The organism is Deltaproteobacteria bacterium (genome assembly GCA_016178705.1).
Lineage (GTDB): Bacteria > Desulfobacterota > Binatia > HRBIN30 > JACQVA1 > JACOST01.
The window spans coordinates 809,006-834,457 of record JACOST010000028.1 but is presented as its reverse complement, the minus strand read 5'-3'; the positions used below and the strand labels follow the sequence as shown (position 1 = coordinate 834,457).

The window sequence follows — 25,452 nt, the reverse complement described above, 5'->3', positions numbered from 1 at the left end:
AGACCAGGCAAGAGCCGACAAACAAAGGAGCAACCATGCATGCCGTGAAACCCCAAGACGAGTACATGCACGAGAACACCGGCGAGTCGAATTTCAACGAGAGCATGTACTTCAACTTCTACGACCGCGCGGCACGGCTGGGTGGCTTCGCGCGCGTCGGCAACCGCGCCAACGAGCGCTACGCCGAGGTGACCCTGGCGGTGTATCAGCCTGACGGCACCGCGTTGTTCAACTACATGCGACCCGAGATCGCCGACAACTCCGCGTTCAACGCCGGCGGGATGAAGTTCGAGGTCGTCGAGCCGGTGAAACATCTGCGGGTCAGCTATGACGGCACCGCGGTGTACTTGGCCCGGCCCCTCGAATTGGAGAACCCGAAGCGCGCCTTCACCAGCAACCCGCACCAACCGGTGACGCTGCAGCTCGACTACGCCGGACTCAGCCCGCTCTACGGCGGCGAGAGCGACGCGGAGAACAGCGCAATGGTCTTCGCCAAGGGTCACTACGAGCAGCACGTCAAAGCCGTGGGCAGCATCACTATCAACGGTCAGACCACGCCGCTCACCGGCCACGGCCTGCGGGATCATTCGTGGGGACCGCGCTCGTGGCAGTCGCCGGCGTACTATCGCTGGCTCACCTGCGAGTTCGACGATGACTTCGGGTTCATGGGTTCACAGATCGTCATGCGCAACGGTACCGAGCTGCTGTCGGGTTTCGTATTCAAGGACGGCGAGAACCACTTCGTGACTCATCTCGATCTTCACACCGACTGGGCTGGCGAAGCTCACTACCATGACCGCATCACGGCGAAGCTGCACACCGCGATCGGCGACTTCGACATCAGGGGCAAGGTGCTGACGATGATCCCGCTGCGCAATCGTAAAGACGGCCAAATCACCCGCATCAGCGAAGGCATGACCGAATGGCGCTGCGGCAATCACGTCGGCTACGGGCTGTCGGAGTATCTCGATCAGGTTGCGTGAATGCACCGGCAAGATACCGGTGCCACTATTTTGAGGTTCCATCTACTGGGATCTAGTGATGGTGGCACAGGCTTCTAGCTTGTGTCTTCCGCTGCTCCCGTCGGGGCATTGGATCCTCGAAGTTTGACGAAGAAGAAATTGGCTTGAGCTAGCATTGCGCCTGATGCTACCTTACCTGTCTACGATCCGGAGCGGAGGGTGTATGCGATTTCGGCGCGGCGTTTTGATGGGCTTGATTCTGGTTGGTGCACTGCTGGCTGCCGTCTTGCCCGCGCGCGCGGAGCAAACTTGCGACGCGACGTTTCCGAGCACCTTCGCATTGATTCAGAAGGCTATCTTCGAAAACAAAGGCTGCGCCAGCGCGGTCTGCCACGGCGAAGCCATGGCGAGTGGACTCGATCTTCGCGCCGGCGCTTCCTACGATAGCCTGGTCAGTAAGCTGTCACACAGTGCGCCTGGATGGGAGCGCGTGATTCCGGGGCAACCCGACGACAGCTTGCTGTTTGTGAACCTCGCCGCCAAGACGCTGCCGAGCGAGTTTCACGCGCCGCTGCGGGCGATGCCGCTCGATCCGTTGCCGGCGCTGAGCGGAAATGAAGTCGAGGCCGTGCGACGCTGGATCGAGTTCGGCGCCTCGCGCGACGGCGTCGTCGCGCAGACCGGTGAGTTGCTCGACGCCTGCCTACCCCCGCCGAAGCCGATCACCATCGACCCGTTGCCGCCGCCCGCTGCCGGCGAGGGCGTGCAACTCCATATGCCGCGCTTGGTGCTCGCACCGATGCACGAACAGGAAGTTTGCTTCGCGACGTACTTCGACTTCACCGACAAAGTCCCGGCCGAGTTCCGCGATCCGACCGGCACCAAGTTTCGCCTCAAGCGTAGCCAGATCCGCCAAGACCCGCTCAGCCATCACATGATCGCATTTCCGTACGGCGGCACCGCCGAGCCCGACGATCCCGCGTGGGGCGACTTCACCTGCCATGGCGGTGCGCACGACGGCACTGGATGCGATCCGACCGCGCTCGGCGAATGCGGCGCCGGCGAATGCGCCACCGACCCGGTGCCCAGCATTGGCTGTATCGGCTTTGGTCCGCCGGACGCAGGCTTCGGCTTCAACACCTTCGGCGTGACCGGGACGCAGCAGACCGCCGTGCAACACACCTTCGCCGACGGCGTGTACACCGAGTTTCCGTTGAAGGGGATCATCACGTGGAACTCCCACGCCTTCAATCTCACCGACACGCCCGGCAAACTCGAAGCGTGGATCAACTTGACCTTCGCGTCGCCGGCGGAGCAGGAGAACATCGTCGAGAACATCTTCGACGTCAACCACATCTTCGCGATGTCGGTGCCGGCGTTTACCACCGAGGAGGTCTGCAACACCTTCTTGTTCCCGCCTGACTCGCACGTCTTCGAAATCACCTCGCACACCCATCGTCACGGCAAGCGTTTCCGAGCGTTCCGCGGGTCGTTCACATGCAGCGGTGGATCCAACGCGGGCGCCGCGTGCGAGCCACTCGGCACCGACTTCGTCAGTCCCGACATTTGCGCCGGCGCGCCGTGTCAGTCGACGCGCACGATTCACATCGGCGACTGCAACTTCGATGACAGCGTGACGGTCGACGAACTGATCATCAGCATGAACATCGCGCTCGGTAATGGCTCGGCCGATGCGTGCGTGCGCGCGGACGTGAATGGCGATCGCGAGATCACCGTCGACGAGTTGGTCGCGTCGGTACAGACCGCGCTCACCAGCGCAGCCAGCACCATCAGCCGCGATGCGACCACCAACATGCTGTACCTCAGTCTGGTCTATAACGATCCGACGGTGGTACGCTTCGATCCGCCGATGGATCTGCCCGGGGCGCAGTCGCTGGTGGACGAGCGCACCTTCACGTACTGCTCGCTGTACGACAACGGCTATAGCAATCCGAGCGAAGTGAAGACGCGCTCGAACTCACCACCGGCCGTGATTGGCGGGCCGTGCTTCGTGCCGACCAATTGCGTGGCCGGCCATGTCGGGGCCGCATGCGGTGGGAAGAACGACGCCGAGCGCAACGCGTCATGTGATTCGTCGCCCAGCCGCGGTGACGGTGTCTGCGACGCCTGCCCGGTGCACGGCGGTGTGACCACGGAGGACGAGATGTTCTTGCTCCTCGGATCGTACTTCGTACGTTAGTGCTTCAAGACTAGCGGGGCGGGCCACGGGCCCGCCCCGGCACTCACAACTGGACTACTCGGCGTGGCGGAAGAACCGCCCGCGGGCGCGCGTCAGCTCCTCTCCGGTCGACTGCAGATAGATCGCGCCTTCGATGAAGGCGCTGCGCTCCTTGGTCTCGACGATACGGCCGCGGGCGAGCAGCGGCGCGCCGGTTGGCGCGGGCCGCACGTAGCGCACGCTGAGTTCGCCGGTCACCACCGAATGTCCGAGCTTGGCGTACGCCGTCATGCACAGCGTCTCGTCGAGCAGAGTGGCTTGGATGCCACCGTGAACGACACCCGCCGCGCCTTCCAGGTGCGGCGGAACGTTGTACTCCACCTCGACGCCGTCTTCGGTTTCGAAGAAGCGGAGGCGCAGGCCCGCAGGGTTGTGCGGCCCGCAACCGAAGCAGCCATTGTATTCGTGGTCGTAGACGATCGGCCGGCGCATGCGGGCTACTCGTAAGCTACTCAATGGCGCGCAGCGTGGATTCGAGTCCGGTCGTGCCGCGATCGACGCCGACGACCTGGAGCGACAACTCGCCTTGCCCCAGCGCCTTCATCGCGTTGCCGCCCGCCGCCGTGAGGCCGCCGTCGACCACCAGCGCTTCGCCGGTGACGAAGGCCGCATCGTCGCTGGCCAGAAACAGCGCCGCGGCGGCGATGTGTTCGGGCAGACCCGCCTCGGGCCACGGCTGCATCTTCTCGAGCACGGATTGGATCATCTCGGGGCTGCCGCGGTGCAGCAGCGGTGTGAGAATCCCGCCCGGGCAGATTGCGTTGACGCGAATTTTGAACGGCGCCAACTCGACCGCGACGGCGCGGGTCAGGTTGATCACCGCCGCCTTCGACGCCGAGTACGCTTGCGGCCCGTCGCCGCCGCTGAGGCCCGCGATCGACGCGGTGCTGATGATTGCGCCGCCGCCGCCCTGCCGCTTGAACACCCGCGCGGCGTGCTTCATGCCGAGGAAGACTCCGCGCACCAACACGGCAAACGTGTAGTCCCAGTCGTCGGCGCCGAGCTGATCGATCGGTCCGATCGCGCCGACCACGCCGGCGTTGTTGAAGACGCAGTCGAGGCGGCCGAATGCTGAGACGGCGAGATCGATCGCCGCTGCCACGTCCACTTCCTGCGCCACGTCGGTCTTGATGAAGCGAACGCGCTCGCGGTGCCCGGCGCGCGCGGCCAGTTCGAGCATCTCGGCGCCGGTGGTCGCATTCAGATCCGCCGCGATCACGCGCGCGCCTTCGGCCAGAAATCGCAGCGTCGTGCCGCGTCCGATGCCATTGGCGGCGCCGGTGATCACCGCGACTTTACCGGTCAATCGTTCTGCCACGCTGATGTCCTCCTGGATAATTCTGCGAGCCGTGGGACGCTACCACGGCAAATGATCGAGGTCGACGTTGCCGCCGCTCAGCACGATGCCGACGCGATTGAGATCGCGCAACGCCTTGAACTCCTCGCTGAGTGCCACCGCCAGCGCCACCGCCGCGCTCGGTTCGATCAAGAGCTTCGCCCGCTCCCAGGCCAGACGCATGGCGGCGACGATCTGCGCATCGCTGACGGTGACGACGCGTTCGACATGGTCGCGGATGATCGGCCAGGTCAGTTCGCCGAGGCCGGTGAGGAGGCCGTCGGCGAGCGTGTTCGGCGCGGTTTGAGGGATCAGCGTGCCCGCCGCCAGCGAGCGCGCCGCGTCGTCAGCGCCCTCGGGTTCCCCGGCAATGATGCGAATCGACGGGCTGAGCCCTTTCGCGGCGATGGCCGTGCCGGCGAGCAAGCCGCCGCCACCAACCGGCGCAATGATGGCATCGAGTTGGGGAACTTGTTCCATCAGCTCCAGCGCTGCGGTGCCTTGGCCGGCGATGATGTCGGGATTGTTGTAGGGGTGAATCAAGGTGGCGCCGGTCTCGCTGACCACCGCAGCCGCAGTACTGGCGCGCGCACTCAGCGTCGGCTCGCACGCGATCACGCGCGCACCGTAGCCTTCGACCGCCCGCAGTTTCACCGGCGAGGCGTTGCGCGGCATGACGATGTGCGCTGGAATTCCGCGCAGCTTGGCGGCGAGCGCCAGCGCCTGCGCGTGATTGCCCGAGCTGTGCGTGACCACGCCGCGCGCCGCGGCGTCGTCGGACAGTTTCATCACCGCATTGGCCGCGCCGCGAAACTTGAACGCGCCGACTTTCTGCAACTGTTCGCACTTGAAGAAGAGGGATCGCCCCGCCAGCGCGTCGAGCGTAGCGCAGGTGGCCATCGGCGTGCGATGGGCGACGCTGGCGATGCGCTGCGCGGCGTCGCGGACCGCAGCGAGATCAGCGGCGTATGTGGTCATGCGATGCGATGTGTCTGACACGGCGTGCGCCCGGAGGGCAGGAGGGGCGCAGCAAGCAGCGCCCCTCCGTTCGCTCCATCATTCATCCTTCGCCGTGTCGCGCAAACGTTCTCTGCCATCGATCGAAATCATCCTCGCCAGTCCGCGTGGGGTTTTCCCGGTCGAGTGACCATCGGAGTGGGTTCGTCGCGATGTACTCCTTGATCCTGAGCAGCGACGGCTCGTCACGCACGACATGGTCGTAGAAGCCGCGTTGCCAAACCGCACCCGAACGCGCCAAAAGTTGGTTGACACGAATCGCGGAGATCGACTTGAACGCGCGCACAACCGCACCAAGCGTTGGGGGACGATGAGGTGGCGCGAGGTCAGACGATGTAGGGGCGCTGCTTGCCGCGCCCGGGGCGGCGGAGTCCGGGGCCACATCTGTCGGCCGCAGAACCAAAACTCCGTGGACGTGGTTCGGCATCACCACAAACGCATCGTGGACTACTGCGGGAAAGCGTCCCGGCAAACCAAGCCACGTCTGAGTGACGGCGGCACCCTCCGCACTGACTTGCATACGTCCGTCAGCTACCTGGCCCAGCAAACACTCACGCTTGTACGTGCAGACTGTAAGGAAGTAGTAGTCGGCACTCGCATAGTCGTAGTCGCGCAGGCGAAGAGGGCGGCGTGCTGGGTGTATCGCTTTGTCCGTCATTCCGCTTGAGCGCCTCCCGCTCCGCTCCGGGCGCAGCAAGCAGCGCCCCTACGACCGGAGACAGATCCGGTCTTCGTTCATTGCGTATTCGGATCGCGCCGGCCTGAGCTTGCCTCGCTTCTTGGAGCCTGGACGATCGTGAAGTTTGCAACTTGCACATCTATGCGCTGCGACTTCCGCCTGGCCAGCTCACTCATAGGCTCGTTTCCCTGGCCAAGAGAACGTTCGATTGCAAAAGCCACGGTCTGCTTCGGTTCGACGACCTGCTGATCTCTTAGCCAACTGTATTCGGCGTCGATGAGATGTCCATCACCATCAAAGAACATGACACACAGGTTGAGGTTTTCCACGGCAACGTCAGCGTTATTCACGACCCGGCCAACGATCTTTTCCTTCCACGGCCCAGAGGACGCGGTCGCGGCGACCTCGGAAACCACGAGCAGAGGCCGGATCTGACGGATCTCTGCGATCGACTTCGCGTGATCGTTGCCGACCTGCGAAAAGGCCTCTCTGAAGCCATCCGCCGCTTGCGAGATGAAGCCTGACACCAGCAGCTTGACACTCCCGCCCTCGGAGTTGGCCGTTTGATTCTCGGCAAGCGCACGCAGTTCAGTTGCGGCCGCCGCGATCCTCCATCGTGTACTGATCGACGCGGATAGGGCTGAAATGGCAGGCCATAGAGCAGCTCCAATCGCCAGAACTACGATGGGGCTGTTTAGGAAGCGCCAAAGCCGACTGCCTTCACTCGATCTCATCGTGGTGTCCCTTACGTCTACGAGCCTCAACTGCAATCGGTTTACTCCAGCGCCACCTCGTCGCCGGCGCTGACGCTGCCGGCTGCCACAACCGTCGCATAGACTCCGACATTCTGCTCGGCGTCGCGCACGATGGTGCGCAGGACCGATGGGTCCTTGGGAAGATCGCCTTGCGGCAGCGTCGTCATCACGCAGCGCACGCACGGCATCTCGATCTTGATGCGCGCGCCGCCGATGCGCAGTGTGCGGCCCGACCAGGCGCTCTCGATCAATCCCTTGCTCGCGCCGCCAACCGGCTCGATGACGAAATTGGGGCGGAAGCGCCGCGGCTCGAAGCGCGCCCCTGGCGTGCGTGCGCTCAGCATGGCGAGGGATGCCGTCGTCAGCACGTGCAGAGGAAACGCGTCGAAGTACGTCCCGAGCGGCGAGGTGTACTCCATGATCTCGGATGGAAAAATCGACAGATCGGGGAGCGGCTCGTCGGCGGTGCGGCCAAAGATCTCGCGCAGCTCGGCCATCATGTCGGGGTTGTCAGGTGCAGCACGACGATAGTGATCGGTCGCGGTGTCCGGTTGCAGCGGCCACAGCGTGACCGGTTTGCCGAGTAGTTCGGAGAGGCGCGCGGATACCGTCGCATCGTCGCTGCGCACATGCGTGCCGTCGGGCAGTGTGATCTCCGCTGCCGGGATCGCGTTGACCGCCGGCTCCGCGAGATACCGCGCGTTGCACTGCAAGAGCGCGGGTAGCTTCTTCGCGCCGCGAATCTCTCCCGCCTGTTCGTCGCGCACGGCCCAGCCGCGATCGCCGGGAATCCCGCGCGGGCCAAGCGTGCCGCGTTGTAGTCGCTCGCCGCCCATCGACTTGACCGGGTACCGCCACACTTCGCTGACTCGTCCAACGATAGCCATGTATCCCTCCGTGTGTCCTTGCTAGCGGGCGCGCACGCGTGCCGCAACCCGATGCCTTCATCGTGGCGCATGCTTGAACCCCGAATCCTTCCGGTGCTAACGGTGAGCCAATGGCGCTGCCGTCGATTCTCGAAGAGATCGATCGCTTGTTCGATGAGTTGATTCATCGTCGCTGGGGACCCGCGTCGCGCCAAGTGGTGCCCACGGAGATTCGCGAGGTCGCCGACGGCTGGCTGATTGAGCTGTCGATCGAGGGGTTGCGCGCGGCCGATCTGAGAGTGGAAGTCCACGGGCGTACACTCACCATCTCCGGACAGCGGCGCCGCGAACAGGCGCGCAGTGAAGGGCCGAGCGCGTGGTCACGCGCGCAACAGAACATTGCCTTGCATCGCACCATCACGCTCCCGGGCGAGGCGCGACCCAACGATATTGAGGCCAAGGTCCAAGGCGCCAACCTCTCCATTCATGTGCGGAGAAGAACGTCGTGAGTGACTCCGCGCACGCCGCTGCCGCGCCACCGCGCGAGCTGTCGGCTAGCGACGCCGCCTTCGTGGTTGCCGCCGATGCACTCACCTTCGCCACCACGGCCGAGGTGGCGATCACACCCGATTGGAAGGGCCAGGAACGCGCGCTGGCCGCCATCGAGCTGGGCCTCGGCGTGGCGCACGCCGGCTTCAACATCTACGTTAGCGGTCTCGGGGGAACGCAACGCGAGCAAACGGTGGCATCGCTGCTAACCGAACTGACCCGTACTCTGCCCCGCCCCGGCGATCGCGTCCTCGTGCAGAATTTTCAGAACCGCGATCGGCCGCGCGCCTTCTACTTACCCGCGGGGCAGGGCAAGCAGCTTCGGCGCGACATGGTGGAGCTGGTCGAAGACCTCAAGCGTTCACTGCCGGAAACTTTCCGCAAAGAAACGTTCGAGAACGAGAAGGAAGCGCTCTCCGAACGCTATGGCCACGAGGGCGAAGCGATCGCGCGCGAGTTACAGCAGCGCGCAACCGAAAAAGGTTTCGTCGTCCAGTACCATCCGCAAGGCGGCATCTTCTTCCTGCCGCTGCGCAAAGACGGCCAGCCAATGGAGCCCGAGGAGTTCCAGAAGTTGAGTCAGCCGGAGCAAGACGAGCTGCGCCAGAAGGAACGCGAGTTGGGGCGCGACCTCAAGACCATGTTGCGCCGCCAGCAGGCGCTCGCGCGCCGGCTCGGACGCGAGGTCAAAGACGCGGAGCGCCGCGTGGCGGCAGACGTGATTGCGCCGATGGTCGACGACATCGCCCAGCGCTACGAGAGCGCGGAGGTTCATCAGTACCTGAACGACGTGCACGAGCACATGCTCGACAATCTCGAAGCCTTTCGCGAGCCCGCGCCGGCGCCGCCCCCAATACCCGGGATGTACACCGCGAGCGCCGCTGACGGTCTGGTCGACTACGAGATCAACGTCCTGGTGGACAATAGCGCGACAACCGGCGCGCCGATCATCATCGAAGGGTCGCCGACGTACAAGAACTTGTTCGGCTCGGTGGAGCGCATGGTCGACCCGTCGGGCAAGCTGGTCACCAACTTCACCCGCATCAAAACCGGCTCGTTGCTGCGCGGGCACGGCGGCTGCGTCATCATCAACGCACTCGACGCGCTGACGGAGCCGCAGGTGTGGCGGCCGCTCAAGCGTTGCCTGAAGAGTGAAGAGCTGGAGATCGAGGCGTACGATCCGTTCGCGTTGTTCGCCACCACTGCGTTGAAACCGGAACCGATGCGAATCTCGACGCGCGTGGTGCTCACCGGTCCGGCCGAGCTATTTCAGTTGCTCTATTTCTACGACGAAGAGTTCCGCGAGATTTTCAAGGTGAAGGCTGACTTTGGCTTTGAAGTCGACGGCGACGACGCGCGCGCGAGTTTCGTTGCGCAAGTCGCGCGGATCGTGCGCGACGAGCAGTTACCTGCGTTTCGGCGCGCGGCGGTGGCCCGCTTGATCGAGTTCGGCGCGCGCTCGGTCAACCACCGCCGCAAACTGCCGAGTCAGTGGGAAGACCTGGCCGATGTGATGCGCGAGGCCGCGTTCTGGTGCCGCAAGGCCGGCGCCGCCGAAGTCGATGACGCGCATGTGCAACACGCGCTCGAACAGCGGATCTTCCGCCTCAATCGCATCGAAGAGAAACTCCGCGAACTGATTCGCGACGGCGTGCTGCTGGTCGACGTCGACGGACGCAAAGTCGGCCAAGTCAACGGCCTCGCGGTGCTGAACCTCGGCGGCTACGAATTCGGCCGCCCCTCGCGTGTGACCGCCGCCGTGGCAATGGGCGGCGCCGGCATCATCAACATCGAACGCGAAGCGCAACTGAGCGGGCACACGCACGACAAAGGTGTGCTGATCGTCTCCGGCTACTTGCGCCGGCTCTACGCGCAAGATTTTCCGCTCAGCCTGTCGGCCAGTTTGTGTTTCGAGCAATCGTATTCCGGCATCGATGGCGACAGCGCGTCATCGACCGAGCTGTACGCGCTGATTTCCAGCCTCAGCGGCGTGCCGTTGCGGCAGGACCTCGCGGTCACCGGCAGCGTCAATCAATGGGGCGAGATCCAACCGATCGGCGGCATCAACGAGAAGGTCGAGGGCTTCTACGCCACCTGTCGCGCCATCGGTCTCACCGGTGCGCAAGGTGTGGTGATGCCGGTGCAGAACATCGATGGGCTCGTGTTGCGACCCGAAGTGGTCGACGCGATCCGCGCCGGTCAGTTTCATCTCTATCCGATTCGCACCATCGACGAAGGCTTGGAGGTGCTCAGCGGCGTCAAGGCCGGCAGCGTCGCGGAAGAGGGCACGATTCACCGTCTGGCCGTGCAGCGGCTGCGACAATTGGCCGAAGGTCTGAAACACTTCGGCACGCCGCCACCCCCGCCACCGTCCATGCCTGCTTCACCGCCGGCATCGCCGCCGGCTCCCCCGAAGTGACTCACGGCGCGGGCCGCCGGCGGACCCACACCAGCGCGCCGCCATCGGCACCGCTGGCGTCGGGTTGGCGGCTGTAGTCAGTCACCAATGGCGCGCCGTCGGTGTCGAACCAATGCGGCACGACCTTGCGCAGCACGCCGCGCCCGCCTTTACTGCGGTGACCCTTGCCGTAGACGATACGCACTTGGCGGACACCGTGTGTCTGCGCGTCGCGCAAGAAGCGTTCGGTTTCCGCGAGCGCTTCACGCACGCCCAGGCCGTGGAGATCCAATGTCGGCACGCTACCAACCGCCGCACGCACCAGCCGGTGCAAGAGATCGAGGAGCGCCATCGACAACCGTCAGCGACCGATCGCTTCGACGTGATAGTCGGCGGTCTCGGGCCGATTGTCGATCGTTGCAGTGAAGCTCACGGTATCGCCCGGTAACACTTCTTGCGTGCTCGGCACGGCTTCGGCGCTACAGACGACCGCGTTGTTGTCATCGCGTCCCTCGATGTTGATGACGAGTTCGCGCGTCGGTCCCACGCCGTCGTTCTTCAGCGTCCCGGTCAATACGATCCGCTTGCCGTCGGGGCTCGGGGTTTCGTGCAGGTCGAGAATGCGGAGCTGTGGTCGCTCGATTGATCGCAGCACTTCTTCCTGCAGCGCTGGCGTTGGCGGGAGCGACACGGGCCGTGGCACCGGTGGCTTGCACGCGCTCAGCAAGAGGCAGCCGAGAACGAACCCTCGCCGTGTCATTAGTGGGAGCATTCCACAACCTCTGGAGTCATTCCACCGGCCTAACCTGTATCGAGATTGCTTCGTCGCTCCGCTCCTCGCCATGACGACTTCCGATGTGGTCAGCTTGCGCCACCAGCGGCGGGTTGATACCACGCCGAGCGATGCAGTCGCTTGCGCCACTCACCGCTGCACCGTTAGCGATGCGTTTCGACGCGTTGGCGGAGGCCGTGCTCGCCGGCGCACCACTGGCGCGCGCCGATGCGTACGCGGTGTTGCGCTGTGCTGATGCGGAGCTGCCCGCGCTGTTGCGTGCGACCGCTCGGGTGCGCGAGCAGTTTCACGGCCGCCGGGTGAAGTTGTGCCTGCTGCGCAACGCACGCAGCGGCTTGTGCCCCGAAGACTGTCACTACTGTTCGCAGTCGGCGATCTCCGACGCGGCCATCCCACGGTACCGGCTGGACTCGGTGCCGGAGCTGCTCGCCAATGCCCGGCGCGCCGTCGCGGCCGGCGCGCGCCGCTATTGCATGGTGACCAGCGGACGCGGCCCGAGCGAGAGCGATATCGATCGCTTTGCCGCCGCGGCGCGCGCGATCAAAGCGGAATATCCGCAACTCGAGCTGTGCGTCTCGCTCGGGATCATGGAAAAAGCCCAGGCGCATCAGCTAAAGGATGCCGGCATCGGCTGGGTGAATCACAACCTCAATACCTCCGAACGCTTCCATCCCACGATCTGCAGCACGCACAGCTACGCCGATCGCATCCGCACCGTGCAGAACGTCCGCCGCGCCGGCATGCAGACCTGTAGCGGCGGCATCATCGGCATGGGTGAGCACGACGACGACATCGTCGACCTCGCGTTCGCGCTGCGTGAGTTACGAGTGGATTCGTTGCCGCTCAATTTTCTGATTTCGATCGACGGCACACCGCTGGCGGACACTCGCGAGCTCGATCCGGGGCGATGTTTGAAAGCGCTCTGCCTGTTCCGCCTTGCCAATCCGGTCACCGATCTGCGGCTCGCCGGCGGCCGCGAGGGCAATCTCGGCTGGTTCCAATCGCTCGCGCTGTTGATTGCCAACTCGATCTTCGTCGATGGCTACCTCACCACGCCGGGGCAGGCGCACAACGAAGCGCACGCGATGGTGGCCGCCATGGGGCTGGAGATCGACGCGTCGGCCGAGCCGACCGCCCTTCACTATTGAGATGAAGAAGTCGGTTCTGCGGATTCGGCGGGGAACGCGGCGCGATGTGCCGGCGATCCTCAACCTGATCCGCGCCCTGGCCGAGTACGAACGGCTCGGCGATCAGGTCGAGGCCAACGCCGCGCGCATCCTGCGCCACGGATTCGGGCGCCGTCCATATTTCGAAACCCTCATCTGCCACCGCGGAAATCAGCTCGTCGGCTTCGCGCTCTACGTGTTCACCTACTCGACGTTCTTGGCGCGTCCGACGTTGTATCTCGAAGACCTGTTCGTGGTTCCCGGCGAACGTGGCCATGGTTCCGGCCGCGCGCTGCTGGCGGCGCTCGCGCGCATCGCGATACAGAAGGGTTGCGGGCGCATGGAGTGGGCGGTGCTCGACTGGAACACGCCGGCGATCAAGTTTTACGAACGTCTTGGCGTCGAGCTGCGCAAGGAGTGGATTCTGACGCGCCTCACCGGCGCGCCGTTGCGTCGTCTCGCCGGTCGCACTCGCAACTGAGGCTCCTTTGAAAATTGCCGCAGGGGGTGGGGCCGTAGGGGCCGCGCTTGCCCGGCCCGGCGGGGCGCGGCAAGCAGCGCCCCTACAACAATTCCCACTTCATGGCGTTCGGGCGAGACCACTTCGCTTCAACGTCGGTCGTCCCCTACAAGTCCCCAGCGATCTCGCCGAGTGCGCGCGAGTACGTTTGCAAGTCGCTCGCACTGAACAGAACGAAGCGCACCAGCGTCAGGTCTGAGTGCGCACCGAGGTAGTCGGACACTGTGTGCAGCGCGATGCGCGCCGCAGCGGCGATTGGATAGCCGTAGGCCCCGGTACTGATCGATGGAAACGCAAGCGTGCGAATGGTGCGCGCGGACGCCACCTCCAAACTGCGTCGGTACGCGCTCGCCAGCAGCACCGGCTCGGCATGCGCACCACCGCGGTAAATCGGCCCGACGGTGTGGATGACGTAGCGCGCGCGCAACGTACCACCGGTGGTGATCTTGGCGTCGCCGGTGGCGCAACCGCCGAGCGTGCGGCACTCGGCGAGAATCGCTGGACCCCCGGCGCGATGAATCGCCCCGTCAACGCCGCCACCGCCCAGCAGCGTCGAGTTGGCGGCATTCACGATCGCGTCGGTGTCTTGCCGCGTAATATCGCCGCGCACGACCTCAATCCGCGCAGCACCGATCTGCAATTCCGTTATCGCCATCGTAGTGACCCGCAATGACCCGATGAGTCGCTCAATGGTTCAATTGCTGGTGGCCGACATCGGCTCACTTGCCCACCCGCGCTGCCAAGAGCCGCCACACGCCGGCGACACCGCGCAGCTCGTGCTCACCACGGTCGTCGAACTCGAGGCCGGAGCCGACGACCAGCTCGCGTACCGTGCTCGAAACCAGCACCTCGCCCGGTCCTGCCAGTGCGACGATGCGCGCCCCGATGTGCACCGCGAGCCCGCTGACGTCTTCACCGCGCTGCTCGATCTCGCCGGTATGGAGCCCGGCACGGATCTCCACGCCGAGGCCGCGCGCGGCGGCGGCCATTGCCTGCGCGCAGCGGATGGCGCGAGCGGGGCCGTCGAATACGGCGAGGTGTCCGTCGCCCGTCTGCTTGACGATTCGCCCGCGAAAGCGCGTGACTTCGGCGGCGGCCTGCGCGTCGTGGGCATCGAGCACGTCGCGCCAGTGCCGGTCGCCCAGCTCTGCAGCCCGACGCGTCGAGTCGACGATATCGGTGTAGAGCACCGTGGCGAGCACGCGGTCGATGTCGTGAACGGGCGGGCGCTGGCCGGTGAGGAACTCTTCGATGATGTCGACAAAGGCGTCTTGCTCTGCCGGGTCCCAGTTCGCGTATCCCTTCTCCGTCTCGACGTAGCGCGCGTCACGGATGTGGTCGGCCGTATAGCGCACCTGGGATTCCGACCATACTGAACGCCGCGCGTGCGTCACCAGCGCCGGCACCTCGATCAGCGGCAGCGCCGCGCGCACATCGACGCTGAAGGAGAAGTCGCGCTGACGACCGATCGTGCGTGGCGTGCCGATGCTGCGCTCGAGCACGGCGAGCGCGGCGACCGCCGCCTCCTCGTCCCGAGCGTCGCAGGTGAGGGGGAACAGCGCGCGTCCCGTCCCCCAATGCGTACGGTTGTGCGATATTGTAGCTTCGATCCACTCAGCGGGCTGCCCAGCGGGGTAGTCCGTTGCTGACAACCGCCGGGCACTCGTCTCGACCAGAACGAGTGCTGAAACCCGCTCCGGGTAGGTCGCTGCGAACAACACCGCGATCGCGCCGCCCTCAACCTGACCGAGGAGCGCCGCCCGCTGGCAGCCGACCGCGTCCATCACTACCCGCACGTCGTCCATGCGATCCTCGGCGCTGCCGCTGCCGACCTCGCGATCCGACACACCGCCGCCGCGCCGGTCGAGGGCGATGGTGCGGGCAAAGCGCGGGAAGCGCCGCAGATAGCCGCCGTAGAATGGCAACTCGGCGTTCCAGTCGAGGTTCGACGACATGCCGGGGACGATGACGACATCGATCGGCCCGTCGCCCAGCACCTGGTAGGCGATCTCGATACCGTCGGCGGTGGTGGCGTAGTGGACAGGGGGTCGGGTCATCACCCCAGCAGCTCCCACGTACGGACGGCCGTGCAAGTCAGCGCGCGCCGCATTGCGCACAAAACTCCCCGCGCGTGAGATGGTCATGTCGGCACCGAGCGCAGATCATCGCGGCTACCTCTACTGCCGATCATGCTGCAAACACAACGCGGCTACCGGTTGCCACGTAGGGGGTCGCTTCGCTACGGTCGACCGCGCGAGGGGAGTGATCATGGCCAAACAGTTTGACGGAGTGGTGGGGCGAACGTTCGCGGAGTCGCGGGCCTCGTGGCCGCCGAAGGAGCAGGCGCCGGCTGGCGCACCGAACATCGTCATGGTGCTGCTCGACGATGTCGGCTACGCCCAGTTCGGCTGCTATGGCGCCGACATCGCCACACCGACGTTCGACCGCCTGGCCGCGAGCGGATTGCGCTACGCGAACTTCCACACCACGGCACTGTGCTCGCCGACGCGGGCGTGTCTGATGACCGGGCGCAACCACCACGCCAGCGGCATGGCGCGCATCGTCGAGTTCTCCTCCGGCTTCCCGGGATACGATGCCACTATCCCCGCCGAGAACGGTTTCCTCTCGGAGATTCTTGTGCGCAACGGCTACGCCACCTTCGCGCTGGGGAAGTGGCATTTGACGCCGGCAACGGAGATGACGCTCGGCGGACCGCGGCATCACTGGCCGCTCAGCAAGGGCTTCGAGCGCTACTACGGATTCCTCGCCGGCGAAACGGATCAGTACCACCCCGATCTGATTCACGACAACCATCAGGTGTTGCCGCCGTGTTCGCCCGACGACGGTTATCATCTCACCGAAGATCTCGCCGATCGCGCCATTGCCTACATCAAGGACTTGCGCGCGTATCGCGCCGACAAGCCGTTCCTGCTCTACTTCGCGCCGGGTGCCTGCCACGCGCCGCACCAAGCACCTGCCCAATTCATCGAACCCTATCGCGGCCGGTTCGATCTGGGTTGGGACGCCTGGCGCGATCAGGTGTACGCGCGGCAATTGAAGTCGGGCCTGCTGCCGGCGGGCACCGAACTCTCCGCGCGGCCCTCGTGGGTGCCGGCGTGGGACACGTTGTCGGTGGACGAGCGCCGGCTCTATGCCCGCATGATGGAAGTCTACGCCGGCTTCCTCACCCACACCGACGCGCAGGTCGGCCGCGTGATCGAGTTCATCGAGCGCTTGGGCGAGTTCGACAACACGATCGTCCTGATCATGAGCGACAACGGGGCGTCAGCCGAGGGCGGGCCGCGAGGATCGTTCAACGAGCAGTACTTCTTCAACTTCGTGCCCGAGAGCCTCGAAGAGAATCTTCGCCGCATCGACGATCTCGGCACGCCGCGCGCCAACAACCACTATCCGTGGGGTTGGGCGTGGGCGGGCAACACGCCGTTGAAGCGCTTCAAACGCGACACGCACGAGGGCGGCGTCTGCGATCCGCTCATCGTGCACTGGCCGGCGCGGCTCGGCCGGCCCGGCGAGACCCGCCAGCAGTACGTCCACGCCATCGATGTCACCCCCACGCTGCTCGAACTCATCGGCATGGCCGCGCCGCGCGAGATCGCGGGGGTTGCGCAGACGCCGTTCGACGGCACAAGCTTCGCGCACACCCTGAGCGGGGGCGACGAACCCAGCCGTCATCTGATGCAGTACTACGAGATGCTCGGCTCGCGCGCGCTCTACCACGATGGATGGAAGGCGGTGGTGTTCCATCCGCCGGCGATGATGGCCTACGACGGCAGCGACGCCACCCGCAGTTTCGACGACGACATCTGGGAGCTGTACCACGTCGCCGAGGACTTCTCGGAGTGTCACGACGTGGCCGCGCAACATCCGGACAAGCTCGCCGAGCTGCAAGCGCTGTGGTGGAAGGAAGCGGAGCGCAATCAGGTGCTGCCGCTCAACAACCAGCCTGGCCGCTTCGGCGACACGCGCTTCCGGCGCGAGCGCTACACGTTCTTCCCCGGCATCTCGTCGATTCCGGAGACGATGGCGCCCAATCTGCGCAACCGCCCGTTCCAGCTCTTCGCGTCACTGCGAGTGCCGGCGCAGGGCGACTGCGATGGCGTCATCATCGGCCACGGCGGACACTGCGGCGGCTACGCGCTGTATCTCGCCGGCCGGCGGCTGCACTACGTCAACAACTTGCTCGGCGCCCAGCTCACCACCATCTCCGCCAGCGTGGAGTTGCCTGTCGGCGACGTGCTGGCGCGCGCCACGTTCACGCCCACCGGCCGCTTCGCCGGCGATTTGGAGTTGTGGTACGGCGACGTCCCCGTCGGCCGCGGCCACATTCCCCACACCACCCCGATCAGCTACGGCGTGGATCCGTTCGCCGTCGGCTACCAGCGCATGACACCGATCGCTCCGGCGCTGCGCGGCACAGCCGCGATCACGCCCGGCGTGCTCGACCACGTCGTCGTGGAAGTCACCGGCAAGGCGTATCGCGATCCAGCGCGGGAAGATCGGGCTCGCTTAGCGACGCAGTAGAGCGGTGGAGCACTGCTCCACCACTCTAGGTCCAAGTCGCGCCGGGGCGCACACACCTCTTGAGGGCGGAGCGGTGCTCCCATTTACGAGTGCTCGCGTTCGCGGAGCAGCGCGAGAAGCATCGGGATGACGAGCCGATCCTTCGCGCGCCCGGCGCTGGATTTGATTTCGATCAGTGTCGGCAGATCGATGACTCGCACCTGCCGCGTCGCTGAGCACTTCTGAATGGGGGACGAGGTCATCGTACCCGCGGCCGTCGTGCAACCGTCCGAGGAGGTCCAACGGGCCGAGTGTGGTGAGAAGATTGATCTGTCCGCCGCTCGCCAGGTGAGAGGCGTCGGGTCGGAGACGCCGCTGGCCTAGCTCGCGCACGTATGCCTGGAGCCGATCCAGTACCGTGGTCAGCCGTGCGAAGTTCTCCGGCGTCATGCGGTACACGATGTCGAGGTCTTGCGTCATCGCCAGCGCCCCGTGTAGCACCGCGCTCGCGCCTCCCACGACGATGAATTCAATCGCGCCGGCCAAGAGGGCGTCGATCAAGCCGGCGAGGTCAGCGGACTTGGGATGGTCGGGATGTGCCACGATGGAAGCCTGAAAGGAAACGAAGCGCATCGGCGCTCGCGCACAGGCGCTCCCATGGTGTCAGGGAGAGCGCCCACTGGATCAGCGCGGGATCGACTTCGTCCGCGGCTTCGACCAAGAGCGGGTCCATCGCCGCGAGATGGCGACGCAGCCGATCGTAGTCGCGGTTGGTTGTCATCATGACGATGGTGCCCCATAACATGCGCGCCGCGCAAGCCAGGCGCCCTGGACCGCTATTGCCGCAAACTCGGAGCGATAGCGAACAGGTGCACCGGTTCGCTCACGCCCTTGAGCGTCTGCTCGCCACGATCTGCGAAGGTGGCGGTGACGGACGTGCGCGCCAGGTTGCGCACGGTGTCGGATACCAACACTTCGCCGGGAGCCGAAAGCGCGCTGATGCGCGCGGCGATGTTCACGGCGCCGCCGTACACGTTGTTGTCTTCGCGGATGACATCGCCGGCGTGGATGCCGAGATGCAGTTTCAGCCCGACTCCGTCGCCGGCTGCGCCACAGCGCAGTGCCGCATCGATCGCTTGCGACGCCGACGAGAAGACGGCCAGCACGCCGTCACCGACGAGCTTGCCATCGACCGGCGTGCCGCCGCAGGTGCGAATGGCCGCACGCATCGCGTCGTCCAACTCACGCGCCTTGGCGCGGAATGCCGCGTCGCCAAGCGACTCCGTCAGCCCCGTCGAATCGACGATATCAGCGAACAGGATGATCGCGATGCCGGAGGGCAACGATGCGACGGTGCCAGGACGCTGATCCTCATCGAGGAAATCGAGGATCTCTTGAGCCACGGCTTCCGGATCCTCTACGAACAGGATCGGCCCGGGTCTCGCGCGGATGCTGAGCCGAGCGTCCGGCATCATCGCCGCCATCTTGCGCATCGCATCGAGACCAACACCGCCGCTCGGAGAAGGCTGGTGCATGATCCGGGTTGGGCAGCGGACCTCCGGAAACCGCATGGACGCGTCCCATTCGCGCTGGGCGGTCCACCACCTCGTCAAGATCTCCGTGTTACACCCCTTCGCAGACTCCGCCGCCACCAGCCGGGCCGTCTCAGTCCAGCCGAAATCAACCAGGGCGAGCGTCTGGCAGTACAGCTCAAAATTGACGGCGATGAGTTGGCCGAGCGCTCGCCGCTCCGCGTTCATTCTGAAGTCCTTGCCACGCGCGACGCCATTGACGAGAACCAAGCGCCGCACGCGGTCCGGTTGCGCCGCATAGGTAATGGCGATCGCTCCCATAGGACCGCGCGCCAGCAGATCGATGCGGTCGAGTGCGTGGCCGCGCGCGACGGCCTCGAGGTCAAACACCATCGCGGCAAGCGAGAAGTCGGTTGCCGCTCGGTCGGATAGCCCGCAACCACGTGAATCATACATCACCACCGTGCGTTGCTGCGCGAGCAGCTCGAACCCGCGCCGTACTTCCGGAATGCACCAGTGCAATTGCAGGGGCGCCAGCGGCAGCATCGGCACGACCAGCGGCGATCCGGCTCCGAACTTCCACGTGGCGATGCTGGTCCCATCGGCGCTGCGGACGTAGCGAATCTCGGGTTCCATGGCGGCGGCACTCTACGCCAAAACCCCACGCGGGCGGAAGCGTGGGCCGACGCGACTACCCGCGATCACCAACGATGCTCGAACTCCTCCGCCCAGCCGATCAGATCGCGGACACGCACCTCGTTGCCATCGAAACGAATCGTGCCCTGCCAGCGACCGAACGCGCACACTCCGCCGGAACGCAGCACGCCGACGTTCAGCATGGGCTGGTGGGCGACGATCGGCTGCAGCGTTAGATCGACCATCCTGGTGTGTTCGGCGCGCACGCGCCACGGCTGCTTCCAATCGCGCCGGTCATACTGCCAGTGCAGGTCCTCCATAATCTTGTAGAGCCGGCCGTTGATGCACAGGCCGTTCTCGTTGTCGCCGGTGCCGGTGGTCCACTTCGCACCGACGTTTACACCGATGCGGATGCCGTCCTGCACGCCGGTGGATACGCCCCAGTTCCAAAACGAGCGGTATGGCCACACCCCGCGGCCGAAGTCCTGCACGGCATGGCATTCGGCGGGATCCATGACGTAGCGGCGCCCCGCAACGGTGACGATTCCCTCACATGGCATCGTGTTCGACTTCGAGTTGAGCTGAAAGCGCGTCGCACTCCACGGCACGACGATGTTGAGCGTCTCATGCCCCGCGGGTCGGTGCACAACGAAGTCGGCCACGATTGACTCGCCCGACTTCGCCTGGCCGGTGAAGTCGACCTTGAGGCCGCCATCCGTGGGACCGTTCGCATATTCCATCCCACCGCCGCGAAACGTGATCGCGCGGTCGACGTGTTCGGGCATCGGGAACGAGTGCGGTCGGGCGAGCGCCGTGCCGGCGAGTGATTGCTTGGTTTCGAAGTCGGTGAACGTCACCTGGCAGAAGGCGGCGTAGTCGATGTCGGCGAGTGTGACTGAGAACACGAAGCGCGGACTGATCCAATTCCAAAAATTCCACCGCTTCTTGCGTGGCCAGTGGCCATTGAGATTCGCGCGCACCAGCGGCTGACGCGACCAACCGATGGCGGCAGGATTCAGCCGGCCGCGTTCGTCGCACAGATCAACGGCCGAGGTAATCTCGCGCTCGTCGTAGCACGAGCGATAGTCGCCGCGGGCCATGCGGTGCGCGACAATCGGCAAATGGTCAGGAAGGTGCGTGGCCATGTTCGTGGAAGTACAGGTTTACAACGGATTCAACGGATAGCACGGACTCTCTGATGAAGGGGCAGGACTTCAACCAAGGTGCCGGCGATTCACAACGTCAGCTCTCCCAGCGTCGTTACCAACGCTGAGCCGCGCAGCGTCGTTTGTAATTCCGCCGGCAGGGTTTGCTCGACGGCCGCCACCAACGTGAGCGCTTCGCGCCACACGGCCGCGGCGTCATCGTGGCGGCCCAGGCTGTGCAACGCACGGCCCTGAGCGAGCAGCGCGTGCCAGAGCTGCGGGGGATTCGCCAGCGCGCGCGCAGCGCGCACCACCTCGCCGAGCACGCGTTCCGCCTCTACGACATTGCCGGCGGAGATGTGGCACGCGGCCAGCAGCCGAGTCGCCCGCACGATATACCTGTGCGACTTGGTTCGCTGCGCGGTCGCCAAGCAAGCCTCGATGTGCTGGCGCGCCCGGTCGAGATCGCTTCGGGCGAGCGCTAACTCGGCGGCGCTCGCATGGAAATGCATGCCGTAGCGCCAGGTCATCCACTCGTTGCGGCGGTCGCTCAAGATCGCGCCGACCGCAGCGAGATGCGGCTCGCTGCCGATGAGATCGCCGCGCGCGAGCGCGACGTCCGCCAGGTTCGCTTCCGCGTTGCCGATCAACTCGGACGCAATCCGCAGCGCCCCGAGCTGCTGTGCGATCTCGATGCAGCGACGGTTGGCTTCCTCGGCTGCGTCGTAGTGTCCGATCTCGGTCAGCACCCAGCCGCGCGTGTTCCACATGCGCGCGCGCCAGACCTTGTCACCGATGGACTCGGCGAGGGCGATGCCGTTCGCAAGGTTGGGCAGCATGCGCGCGTAGTCACCGGCGCCACCGAGCATGATGCCGAACTGACTGTAGCCTTCAAGCAGATGCAACAACTCGTTCGCATCTTTGAATTCGACCAACGCGCGCTCGCAGTCTGCAACCGCCTCACGGTAGTCGCCACGCCAGTTCGCTTGTAAGGCAACATTGAGCCGGACGCGGCCGCCGAGCGCGCGTTGCCCGGCTTGCTGTGACATGCGTTCGACGGTGCTGAAGCACGCCGCGGACTCCGTCAACTGGGCACGCAGCATATGGACGAACCCGCGCACAAACGTGGCGTTCGCCGCCACCACGATCGCGCCGGCGGGTTCGGCGAGCGCGATTGCGGTGTCTGCAGCTACGAGCGCGGCGTCAAGCTCGTGTGCCCATAACAAGGCTTCCGCCAGCTCTGCATTGATCTCGGCCCGGTCGACGGGGTCCTCGACCAGCTCGAGCGCGTGCCGCAAGTTGTCGATCGCCTCGGTAAATTCGCTCAGACAGAAATGCGCAAGGCCCTTGCCCTCATGGACCGCCGCGCGTTGGCGCGTGTCGATTGCCTGATGGCCGGCGGCGTCGAGCGCCTGACTGTAGAAATGCACCGCTTCGCGGTTGGCGAACGCCGCGCGCGCTTTGTCGCCGGCCTTGACCAGGTACGCGAAGGCGCGCGGCCAGTCCTCTGCACGATAGAAATGGTGCGCCAGCGTTTCCCAGTATTCGGCGAGACGGTCGGCATAGAGTTCTTCGACGGCCAGCCCGATCGTGCGATGCAACCGCTTGCGGCGCTGCATCAGCAGGCTCTCGTACGCCACGTCGTGCGTCAGCGCGTGCTTGAACATGTACGCCAGTTCGGGGACGCCGGCCTTTTCGTAGATCAGTTCGAGCGCGCGCAGCTCACCGACCAGCGGATTGAGGTTCTCGCCCAGCTCGCTGGCCCGCTGCAGGAGCCGGATGGCGAACTCGCGCCCGATGACCGACGCGATTTGAATCGCCCGCTTGGCGTCGTCGCCGAGCCGATCGATGCGCGCCATGATGACGTCCTGAATGCGGTCGGGAATCAGGATCTCCGACACCGGGCGGCCGAGCACGTAGCCGTCTGCGCTCCGCCGGAGCGCGCCGATCTCCACCAGCGACTTGGTGACCTCTTCGATGAAAAACGGGTTCCCTTCGGCCTTGGCGATGATGAGGGAGCGCAGTTCCGAGGGAAACTCGCGCGCCTCCAGCATCACCGCCGCCATCGTCGCGGTCTGATCGGGCGTCAGCGGTTGTAGGGCCACGCGCGTGATGAAGCTGCGCTCACCCAACGCTGGACGGTAACCGGGTCGATACGTACACAGCAGCAGCACGCGTGCGCCCGCCATCGCATCGAGGATGTAGGTCAGAAATTCTTCGGACGCGGGATCGAGCCAATGGAGATCCTCGATCAACAAGACCAGCGGCTGACGCGCCGCGGTGGCGAGCATGAGTTGCTTGAGCGCTTCGAAGGTGGCGAAGCGCCGCGCTCCGGCGTCCATCTGCGCGATCGCCGGGTCACCGGGATCGACCGCGAGCAACGCGCGGAGATACGGCTCGGCGCTCGCCACAGTCGCACCCAGCGTCGCGATGCCGGCGCGGACCTTCTCGATGATGGTCGCATCGTCGTCGGCTTCTTCGATGGCGAAGCTGTTCTTGAGCGCGTCGACAATTGGGAGAAACGGAATGCCGCGACCGAACGAAATGCAGCGGCCCTGCAGCCAGGTATATTCCTGATCGCTGATCCGGCGACGGAACTCGTAGATCAGGCGCGACTTGCCGATGCCCGCTTCGCCGACGACGAACGCGATCTGTCCACGACCCGCACGAACGTGGGCGAACACCGTCTCCAGCGCGGTGATCTCGGCGCTGCGTCCCACGAGCGGCGTCAGACCGTGTTCCGACGGCGCTACCAGCGGGGCGCGCGGCAGAGTGCGGACGACCTCGTGCGCTTGCACGGGCAGCGATTTGCCCTTGAGCTGTAGCGCGCCCATGGGACGAGTGAGAAAGCGACCGGCGACGGATTTGGCGGTGTGATCGCTGATGAGAATCGTGCCCGGCGCCGCCGCGGTTTGCAGTCGCGCCGCCAGGTTCGTCGTATCGCCGATCGCGGTGTAGTCCATGCGCAAATCGTCGCCGATCTTGCCGACGACGACCGGTCCGGTGTTGATACCGATGCGCATGCGGAAATCGATGCCGCGCTCGCGCTCCAGCTCATCGCCGTAGCGACGCAGCGCGGCTTGCATGCCGAGCGCGGCGCGCACCGCGCGCTCGGGCGCGTCTTCGTGTGCGATCGGGGCGCCGAACAGCGCCATGATGCCATCGCCCGTGAACTGATTGATGGTCCCCTCGTAACGGTGTACTTCCTCCGCGAGCAGACGAAAGCAACGGTCCATGATGCCGTGCATCTCCTCGGGACCGATGCGCTCCGCCAACGGCGTCGAGCCGACGACATCGAGAAACAACACCGTCACTTGCTTGCGCTCGCCTTCGAGCGCGCCGCGTGAGGTTAGGATCTTGGTGGCAAGATGTTTGGGCGTGTAAGAAGAGGGGTTGGGGGTCAGGGGTTGGCTTTGAGCTTTTGGCTTGTCGTCTGAAGCTGCGGGAGCGCCGCACTCGTCACAGAAGCGCGCGCCGGGCGGCAGCTCGGCCTGACAACTGGTGCAGCGCAGCGCCAGGGGCTGTCCGCAGCCGAGGCAGAACTTCGCCGTGTCACGGTTCTCGTGGTTGCACGCTGCGCAGCGCATCGATCTCAACTCTTCCGGATTGCCGATCATTCTCCCATTGTCCGACGACGTCAAACCAGGGACGGCGATGCGCTACACCGCGACCAAGGTGATGGCGTTCTCGGGACAAGCCTTCACGCACAGGCCGCAGGCATGGCAATCGGCAGCGCGCACGGCGAAGGCTTGCTCGCCGCCGTGGGCGAACAGTTTCAGCTTGCTGAAGAACGATAGCTCTTGTCGCTCGGCGGGTAGCAGCTTGCGGACCTCGAACACGTTGTACGGACAGACGCGCACGCAGTCGCTCTTCGCCTCGCAACGCGAGCGGTCGATGTGCGGTTCAACGCGCCCCGCGTCGGGTGCGCACGTCTTTGTCGGCGCTGGCTCACTCATCATCAGATCAATCCACGCAGGCTAAAATGATGCGCACGCCGCAATTGGGATTCGAACAGATCAGTTTGCATTTCTGCCAGGTGCCGCGCGCGCCGCAGTTCGGACAATACTCGGTCACGTCGGGTTCGCCGACGCGCTCACCAACGGTGCCCGAATCCATCCGCTTCTCCATCACCACCTCCTTGCGTTGCGGAGCGTATGTGCACGGCGGGCACGACGTCAAGGATTCCCGCACGACCTTCCGGTATCGTTCGCACGATAATCAGATGCTCGCGTAACCGAGGTTAGGTGAGCTATGAATCGAGCGTGCGTTTTCGGCGCCCTCGCCTCAATGCGAATCGATTTACAGTGCCTGGCATTGCCTCGCTGTTCGCGGCGGTGG

At 65.1% G+C, this 25,452-nt stretch carries 24 protein-coding genes; 7 read left to right on the top strand and 17 right to left on the bottom strand.

What is annotated here, in order from left to right; all coding sequences use genetic code 11:
• Positions 1-35 precede the first annotated feature (35 nt).
• A complete protein-coding gene (locus tag HYR72_20765; protein ID MBI1817414.1) occupies positions 36-983 on the top strand; it encodes a hypothetical protein in 948 nt (315 codons plus the stop codon).
• A gap of 202 nt (positions 984-1,185) precedes the next feature.
• Entirely contained in the window at positions 1,186-3,162 is a 1,977-nt protein-coding gene (locus tag HYR72_20760; protein MBI1817413.1) for a hypothetical protein, read from the top strand.
• 54 nt (positions 3,163-3,216) lie between these two features.
• Here HYR72_20760 and HYR72_20755 read toward each other — a convergent pair whose 3' ends face one another.
• The 6 genes from HYR72_20755 to HYR72_20730 form a co-directional block, all read right to left on the bottom strand.
• Positions 3,217-3,633 carry a PaaI family thioesterase gene (locus HYR72_20755; GenBank protein ID MBI1817412.1) on the bottom strand — a complete coding sequence of 139 codons (417 nt, stop codon included), beginning with the start codon at positions 3,631-3,633 and terminating at the stop codon, positions 3,217-3,219.
• 16 nt (positions 3,634-3,649) lie between these two features.
• Complete coding sequence (locus HYR72_20750) at positions 3,650-4,519, bottom strand: SDR family oxidoreductase (GenBank protein MBI1817411.1); 870 nt, start codon at positions 4,517-4,519, stop codon at positions 3,650-3,652.
• 39 nt (positions 4,520-4,558) lie between these two features.
• Entirely contained in the window at positions 4,559-5,515 is a 957-nt protein-coding gene (locus HYR72_20745; GenBank protein MBI1817410.1) for a pyridoxal-phosphate dependent enzyme, read from the bottom strand.
• Between the two features lie 82 nt (positions 5,516-5,597).
• On the bottom strand, positions 5,598-6,212 hold the full coding sequence (locus tag HYR72_20740; protein MBI1817409.1) for a transposase: 615 nt from the start codon (positions 6,210-6,212) through the stop codon (positions 5,598-5,600).
• Positions 6,213-6,289: 77 nt separating this feature from the next.
• The gene (locus HYR72_20735) at positions 6,290-6,967 is read right to left on the bottom strand and encodes a hypothetical protein (GenBank protein ID MBI1817408.1); all 678 of its coding nucleotides are present in this window, start codon (positions 6,965-6,967) and stop codon (positions 6,290-6,292) included.
• A 41-nt stretch (positions 6,968-7,008) separates the two neighbouring features.
• Positions 7,009-7,875, bottom strand: a complete 867-nt coding sequence (locus tag HYR72_20730; protein ID MBI1817407.1) for an MOSC domain-containing protein — start codon at positions 7,873-7,875, stop codon at positions 7,009-7,011.
• A gap of 110 nt (positions 7,876-7,985) precedes the next feature.
• Between HYR72_20730 and HYR72_20725 the strand changes: the two genes are divergently transcribed.
• Positions 7,986-8,363 carry an Hsp20/alpha crystallin family protein gene (locus HYR72_20725; GenBank protein MBI1817406.1) on the top strand — a complete coding sequence of 126 codons (378 nt, stop codon included), beginning with the start codon at positions 7,986-7,988 and terminating at the stop codon, positions 8,361-8,363.
• On the top strand, positions 8,360-10,822 hold the full coding sequence (locus HYR72_20720; protein ID MBI1817405.1) for an AAA family ATPase: 2,463 nt from the start codon (positions 8,360-8,362) through the stop codon (positions 10,820-10,822). Before HYR72_20725 ends, HYR72_20720 begins: the two co-directional genes overlap by 4 nt.
• Position 10,823: 1 nt before the next feature.
• Here HYR72_20720 and HYR72_20715 read toward each other — a convergent pair whose 3' ends face one another.
• Both HYR72_20715 and HYR72_20710 read right to left on the bottom strand, forming a co-directional pair.
• A complete protein-coding gene (locus HYR72_20715; GenBank protein MBI1817404.1) occupies positions 10,824-11,153 on the bottom strand; it encodes a Smr/MutS family protein in 330 nt (109 codons plus the stop codon).
• Between the two features lie 9 nt (positions 11,154-11,162).
• Positions 11,163-11,561 (bottom strand): hypothetical protein, encoded by a 399-nt coding sequence (locus tag HYR72_20710; protein ID MBI1817403.1) that lies wholly within the window; start codon positions 11,559-11,561, stop codon positions 11,163-11,165.
• Positions 11,562-11,743: 182 nt separating this feature from the next.
• On the opposite strand from HYR72_20710, the gene bioB reads away from it, so the two are divergent.
• Positions 11,744-12,742 carry a biotin synthase BioB gene (bioB, locus tag HYR72_20705; protein MBI1817402.1) on the top strand — a complete coding sequence of 333 codons (999 nt, stop codon included), beginning with the start codon at positions 11,744-11,746 and terminating at the stop codon, positions 12,740-12,742.
• Between the two features lies 1 nt (position 12,743).
• On the top strand, positions 12,744-13,241 hold the full coding sequence (locus HYR72_20700; protein ID MBI1817401.1) for a GNAT family N-acetyltransferase: 498 nt from the start codon (positions 12,744-12,746) through the stop codon (positions 13,239-13,241).
• Between the two features lie 145 nt (positions 13,242-13,386).
• On the opposite strand, the gene HYR72_20695 is transcribed toward HYR72_20700, so the two are convergent.
• On the bottom strand, positions 13,387-13,935 hold the full coding sequence (locus HYR72_20695) for an O-acetyl-ADP-ribose deacetylase (protein ID MBI1817400.1): 549 nt from the start codon (positions 13,933-13,935) through the stop codon (positions 13,387-13,389).
• A gap of 64 nt (positions 13,936-13,999) precedes the next feature.
• Positions 14,000-15,337 carry an adenylate/guanylate cyclase domain-containing protein gene (locus HYR72_20690; protein ID MBI1817399.1) on the bottom strand — a complete coding sequence of 446 codons (1,338 nt, stop codon included), beginning with the start codon at positions 15,335-15,337 and terminating at the stop codon, positions 14,000-14,002.
• Positions 15,338-15,548: 211 nt separating this feature from the next.
• On the opposite strand from HYR72_20690, the gene HYR72_20685 reads away from it, so the two are divergent.
• A complete protein-coding gene (locus tag HYR72_20685) occupies positions 15,549-17,822 on the top strand; it encodes an arylsulfatase (GenBank protein ID MBI1817398.1) in 2,274 nt (757 codons plus the stop codon).
• 83 nt (positions 17,823-17,905) lie between these two features.
• On the opposite strand, the gene HYR72_20680 is transcribed toward HYR72_20685, so the two are convergent.
• From HYR72_20680 to HYR72_20650, 7 genes are all read right to left on the bottom strand, one after another.
• The gene (locus tag HYR72_20680; GenBank protein MBI1817397.1) at positions 17,906-18,064 is read right to left on the bottom strand and encodes a hypothetical protein; all 159 of its coding nucleotides are present in this window, start codon (positions 18,062-18,064) and stop codon (positions 17,906-17,908) included.
• A 308-nt stretch (positions 18,065-18,372) separates the two neighbouring features.
• Positions 18,373-18,585 carry a hypothetical protein gene (locus HYR72_20675; GenBank protein ID MBI1817396.1) on the bottom strand — a complete coding sequence of 71 codons (213 nt, stop codon included), beginning with the start codon at positions 18,583-18,585 and terminating at the stop codon, positions 18,373-18,375.
• 52 nt (positions 18,586-18,637) lie between these two features.
• Positions 18,638-19,969 (bottom strand): alpha/beta fold hydrolase, encoded by a 1,332-nt coding sequence (locus HYR72_20670; GenBank protein ID MBI1817395.1) that lies wholly within the window; start codon positions 19,967-19,969, stop codon positions 18,638-18,640.
• A 65-nt stretch (positions 19,970-20,034) separates the two neighbouring features.
• A complete protein-coding gene (locus tag HYR72_20665; protein MBI1817394.1) occupies positions 20,035-21,069 on the bottom strand; it encodes a DUF2804 domain-containing protein in 1,035 nt (344 codons plus the stop codon).
• A 134-nt stretch (positions 21,070-21,203) separates the two neighbouring features.
• Positions 21,204-24,701: an AAA family ATPase gene (locus HYR72_20660; protein ID MBI1817393.1), complete on the bottom strand. Its 3,498-nt coding sequence runs from the start codon at positions 24,699-24,701 to the stop codon at positions 21,204-21,206.
• Between the two features lie 72 nt (positions 24,702-24,773).
• Complete coding sequence (locus tag HYR72_20655) at positions 24,774-25,073, bottom strand: 4Fe-4S dicluster domain-containing protein (protein ID MBI1817392.1); 300 nt, start codon at positions 25,071-25,073, stop codon at positions 24,774-24,776.
• Positions 25,074-25,077: 4 nt separating this feature from the next.
• Positions 25,078-25,242 carry a hypothetical protein gene (locus HYR72_20650; protein MBI1817391.1) on the bottom strand — a complete coding sequence of 55 codons (165 nt, stop codon included), beginning with the start codon at positions 25,240-25,242 and terminating at the stop codon, positions 25,078-25,080.
• Positions 25,243-25,452 lie beyond the last annotated feature (210 nt).

Coding starts and splice junctions, on each gene's coding strand:
- HYR72_20730 (MBI1817407.1), bottom strand. CDS start 7,875: ATGGCTATCGTTGGACGAGTCAGCGAAGTGTGGCGGTACCCGGTCAAG.
- HYR72_20710 (MBI1817403.1), bottom strand. CDS start 11,561: ATGACACGGCGAGGGTTCGTTCTCGGCTGCCTCTTGCTGAGCGCGTGC.
- HYR72_20725 (MBI1817406.1), top strand. CDS start 7,986: ATGGCGCTGCCGTCGATTCTCGAAGAGATCGATCGCTTGTTCGATGAG.
- HYR72_20745 (MBI1817410.1), bottom strand. CDS start 5,515: ATGACCACATACGCCGCTGATCTCGCTGCGGTCCGCGACGCCGCGCAG.
- HYR72_20690 (MBI1817399.1), bottom strand. CDS start 15,337: ATGACCCGACCCCCTGTCCACTACGCCACCACCGCCGACGGTATCGAG.
- bioB (MBI1817402.1), top strand. CDS start 11,744: ATGCGTTTCGACGCGTTGGCGGAGGCCGTGCTCGCCGGCGCACCACTG.
- HYR72_20660 (MBI1817393.1), bottom strand. CDS start 24,701: ATGCGCTGCGCAGCGTGCAACCACGAGAACCGTGACACGGCGAAGTTC.
- HYR72_20760 (MBI1817413.1), top strand. CDS start 1,186: ATGCGATTTCGGCGCGGCGTTTTGATGGGCTTGATTCTGGTTGGTGCA.
- HYR72_20740 (MBI1817409.1), bottom strand. CDS start 6,212: ATGACGGACAAAGCGATACACCCAGCACGCCGCCCTCTTCGCCTGCGC.
- HYR72_20670 (MBI1817395.1), bottom strand. CDS start 19,969: ATGGAACCCGAGATTCGCTACGTCCGCAGCGCCGATGGGACCAGCATC.
- HYR72_20735 (MBI1817408.1), bottom strand. CDS start 6,967: ATGAGATCGAGTGAAGGCAGTCGGCTTTGGCGCTTCCTAAACAGCCCC.
- HYR72_20675 (MBI1817396.1), bottom strand. CDS start 18,585: ATGATGACAACCAACCGCGACTACGATCGGCTGCGTCGCCATCTCGCG.
- HYR72_20655 (MBI1817392.1), bottom strand. CDS start 25,073: ATGATGAGTGAGCCAGCGCCGACAAAGACGTGCGCACCCGACGCGGGG.
- HYR72_20695 (MBI1817400.1), bottom strand. CDS start 13,935: ATGGCGATAACGGAATTGCAGATCGGTGCTGCGCGGATTGAGGTCGTG.
- HYR72_20680 (MBI1817397.1), bottom strand. CDS start 18,064: ATGACCTCGTCCCCCATTCAGAAGTGCTCAGCGACGCGGCAGGTGCGA.
- HYR72_20685 (MBI1817398.1), top strand. CDS start 15,549: ATGGCCAAACAGTTTGACGGAGTGGTGGGGCGAACGTTCGCGGAGTCG.
- HYR72_20765 (MBI1817414.1), top strand. CDS start 36: ATGCATGCCGTGAAACCCCAAGACGAGTACATGCACGAGAACACCGGC.
- HYR72_20715 (MBI1817404.1), bottom strand. CDS start 11,153: ATGGCGCTCCTCGATCTCTTGCACCGGCTGGTGCGTGCGGCGGTTGGT.
- HYR72_20650 (MBI1817391.1), bottom strand. CDS start 25,242: ATGGAGAAGCGGATGGATTCGGGCACCGTTGGTGAGCGCGTCGGCGAA.
- HYR72_20755 (MBI1817412.1), bottom strand. CDS start 3,633: ATGCGCCGGCCGATCGTCTACGACCACGAATACAATGGCTGCTTCGGT.
- HYR72_20665 (MBI1817394.1), bottom strand. CDS start 21,069: ATGGCCCGCGGCGACTATCGCTCGTGCTACGACGAGCGCGAGATTACC.
- HYR72_20700 (MBI1817401.1), top strand. CDS start 12,744: ATGAAGAAGTCGGTTCTGCGGATTCGGCGGGGAACGCGGCGCGATGTG.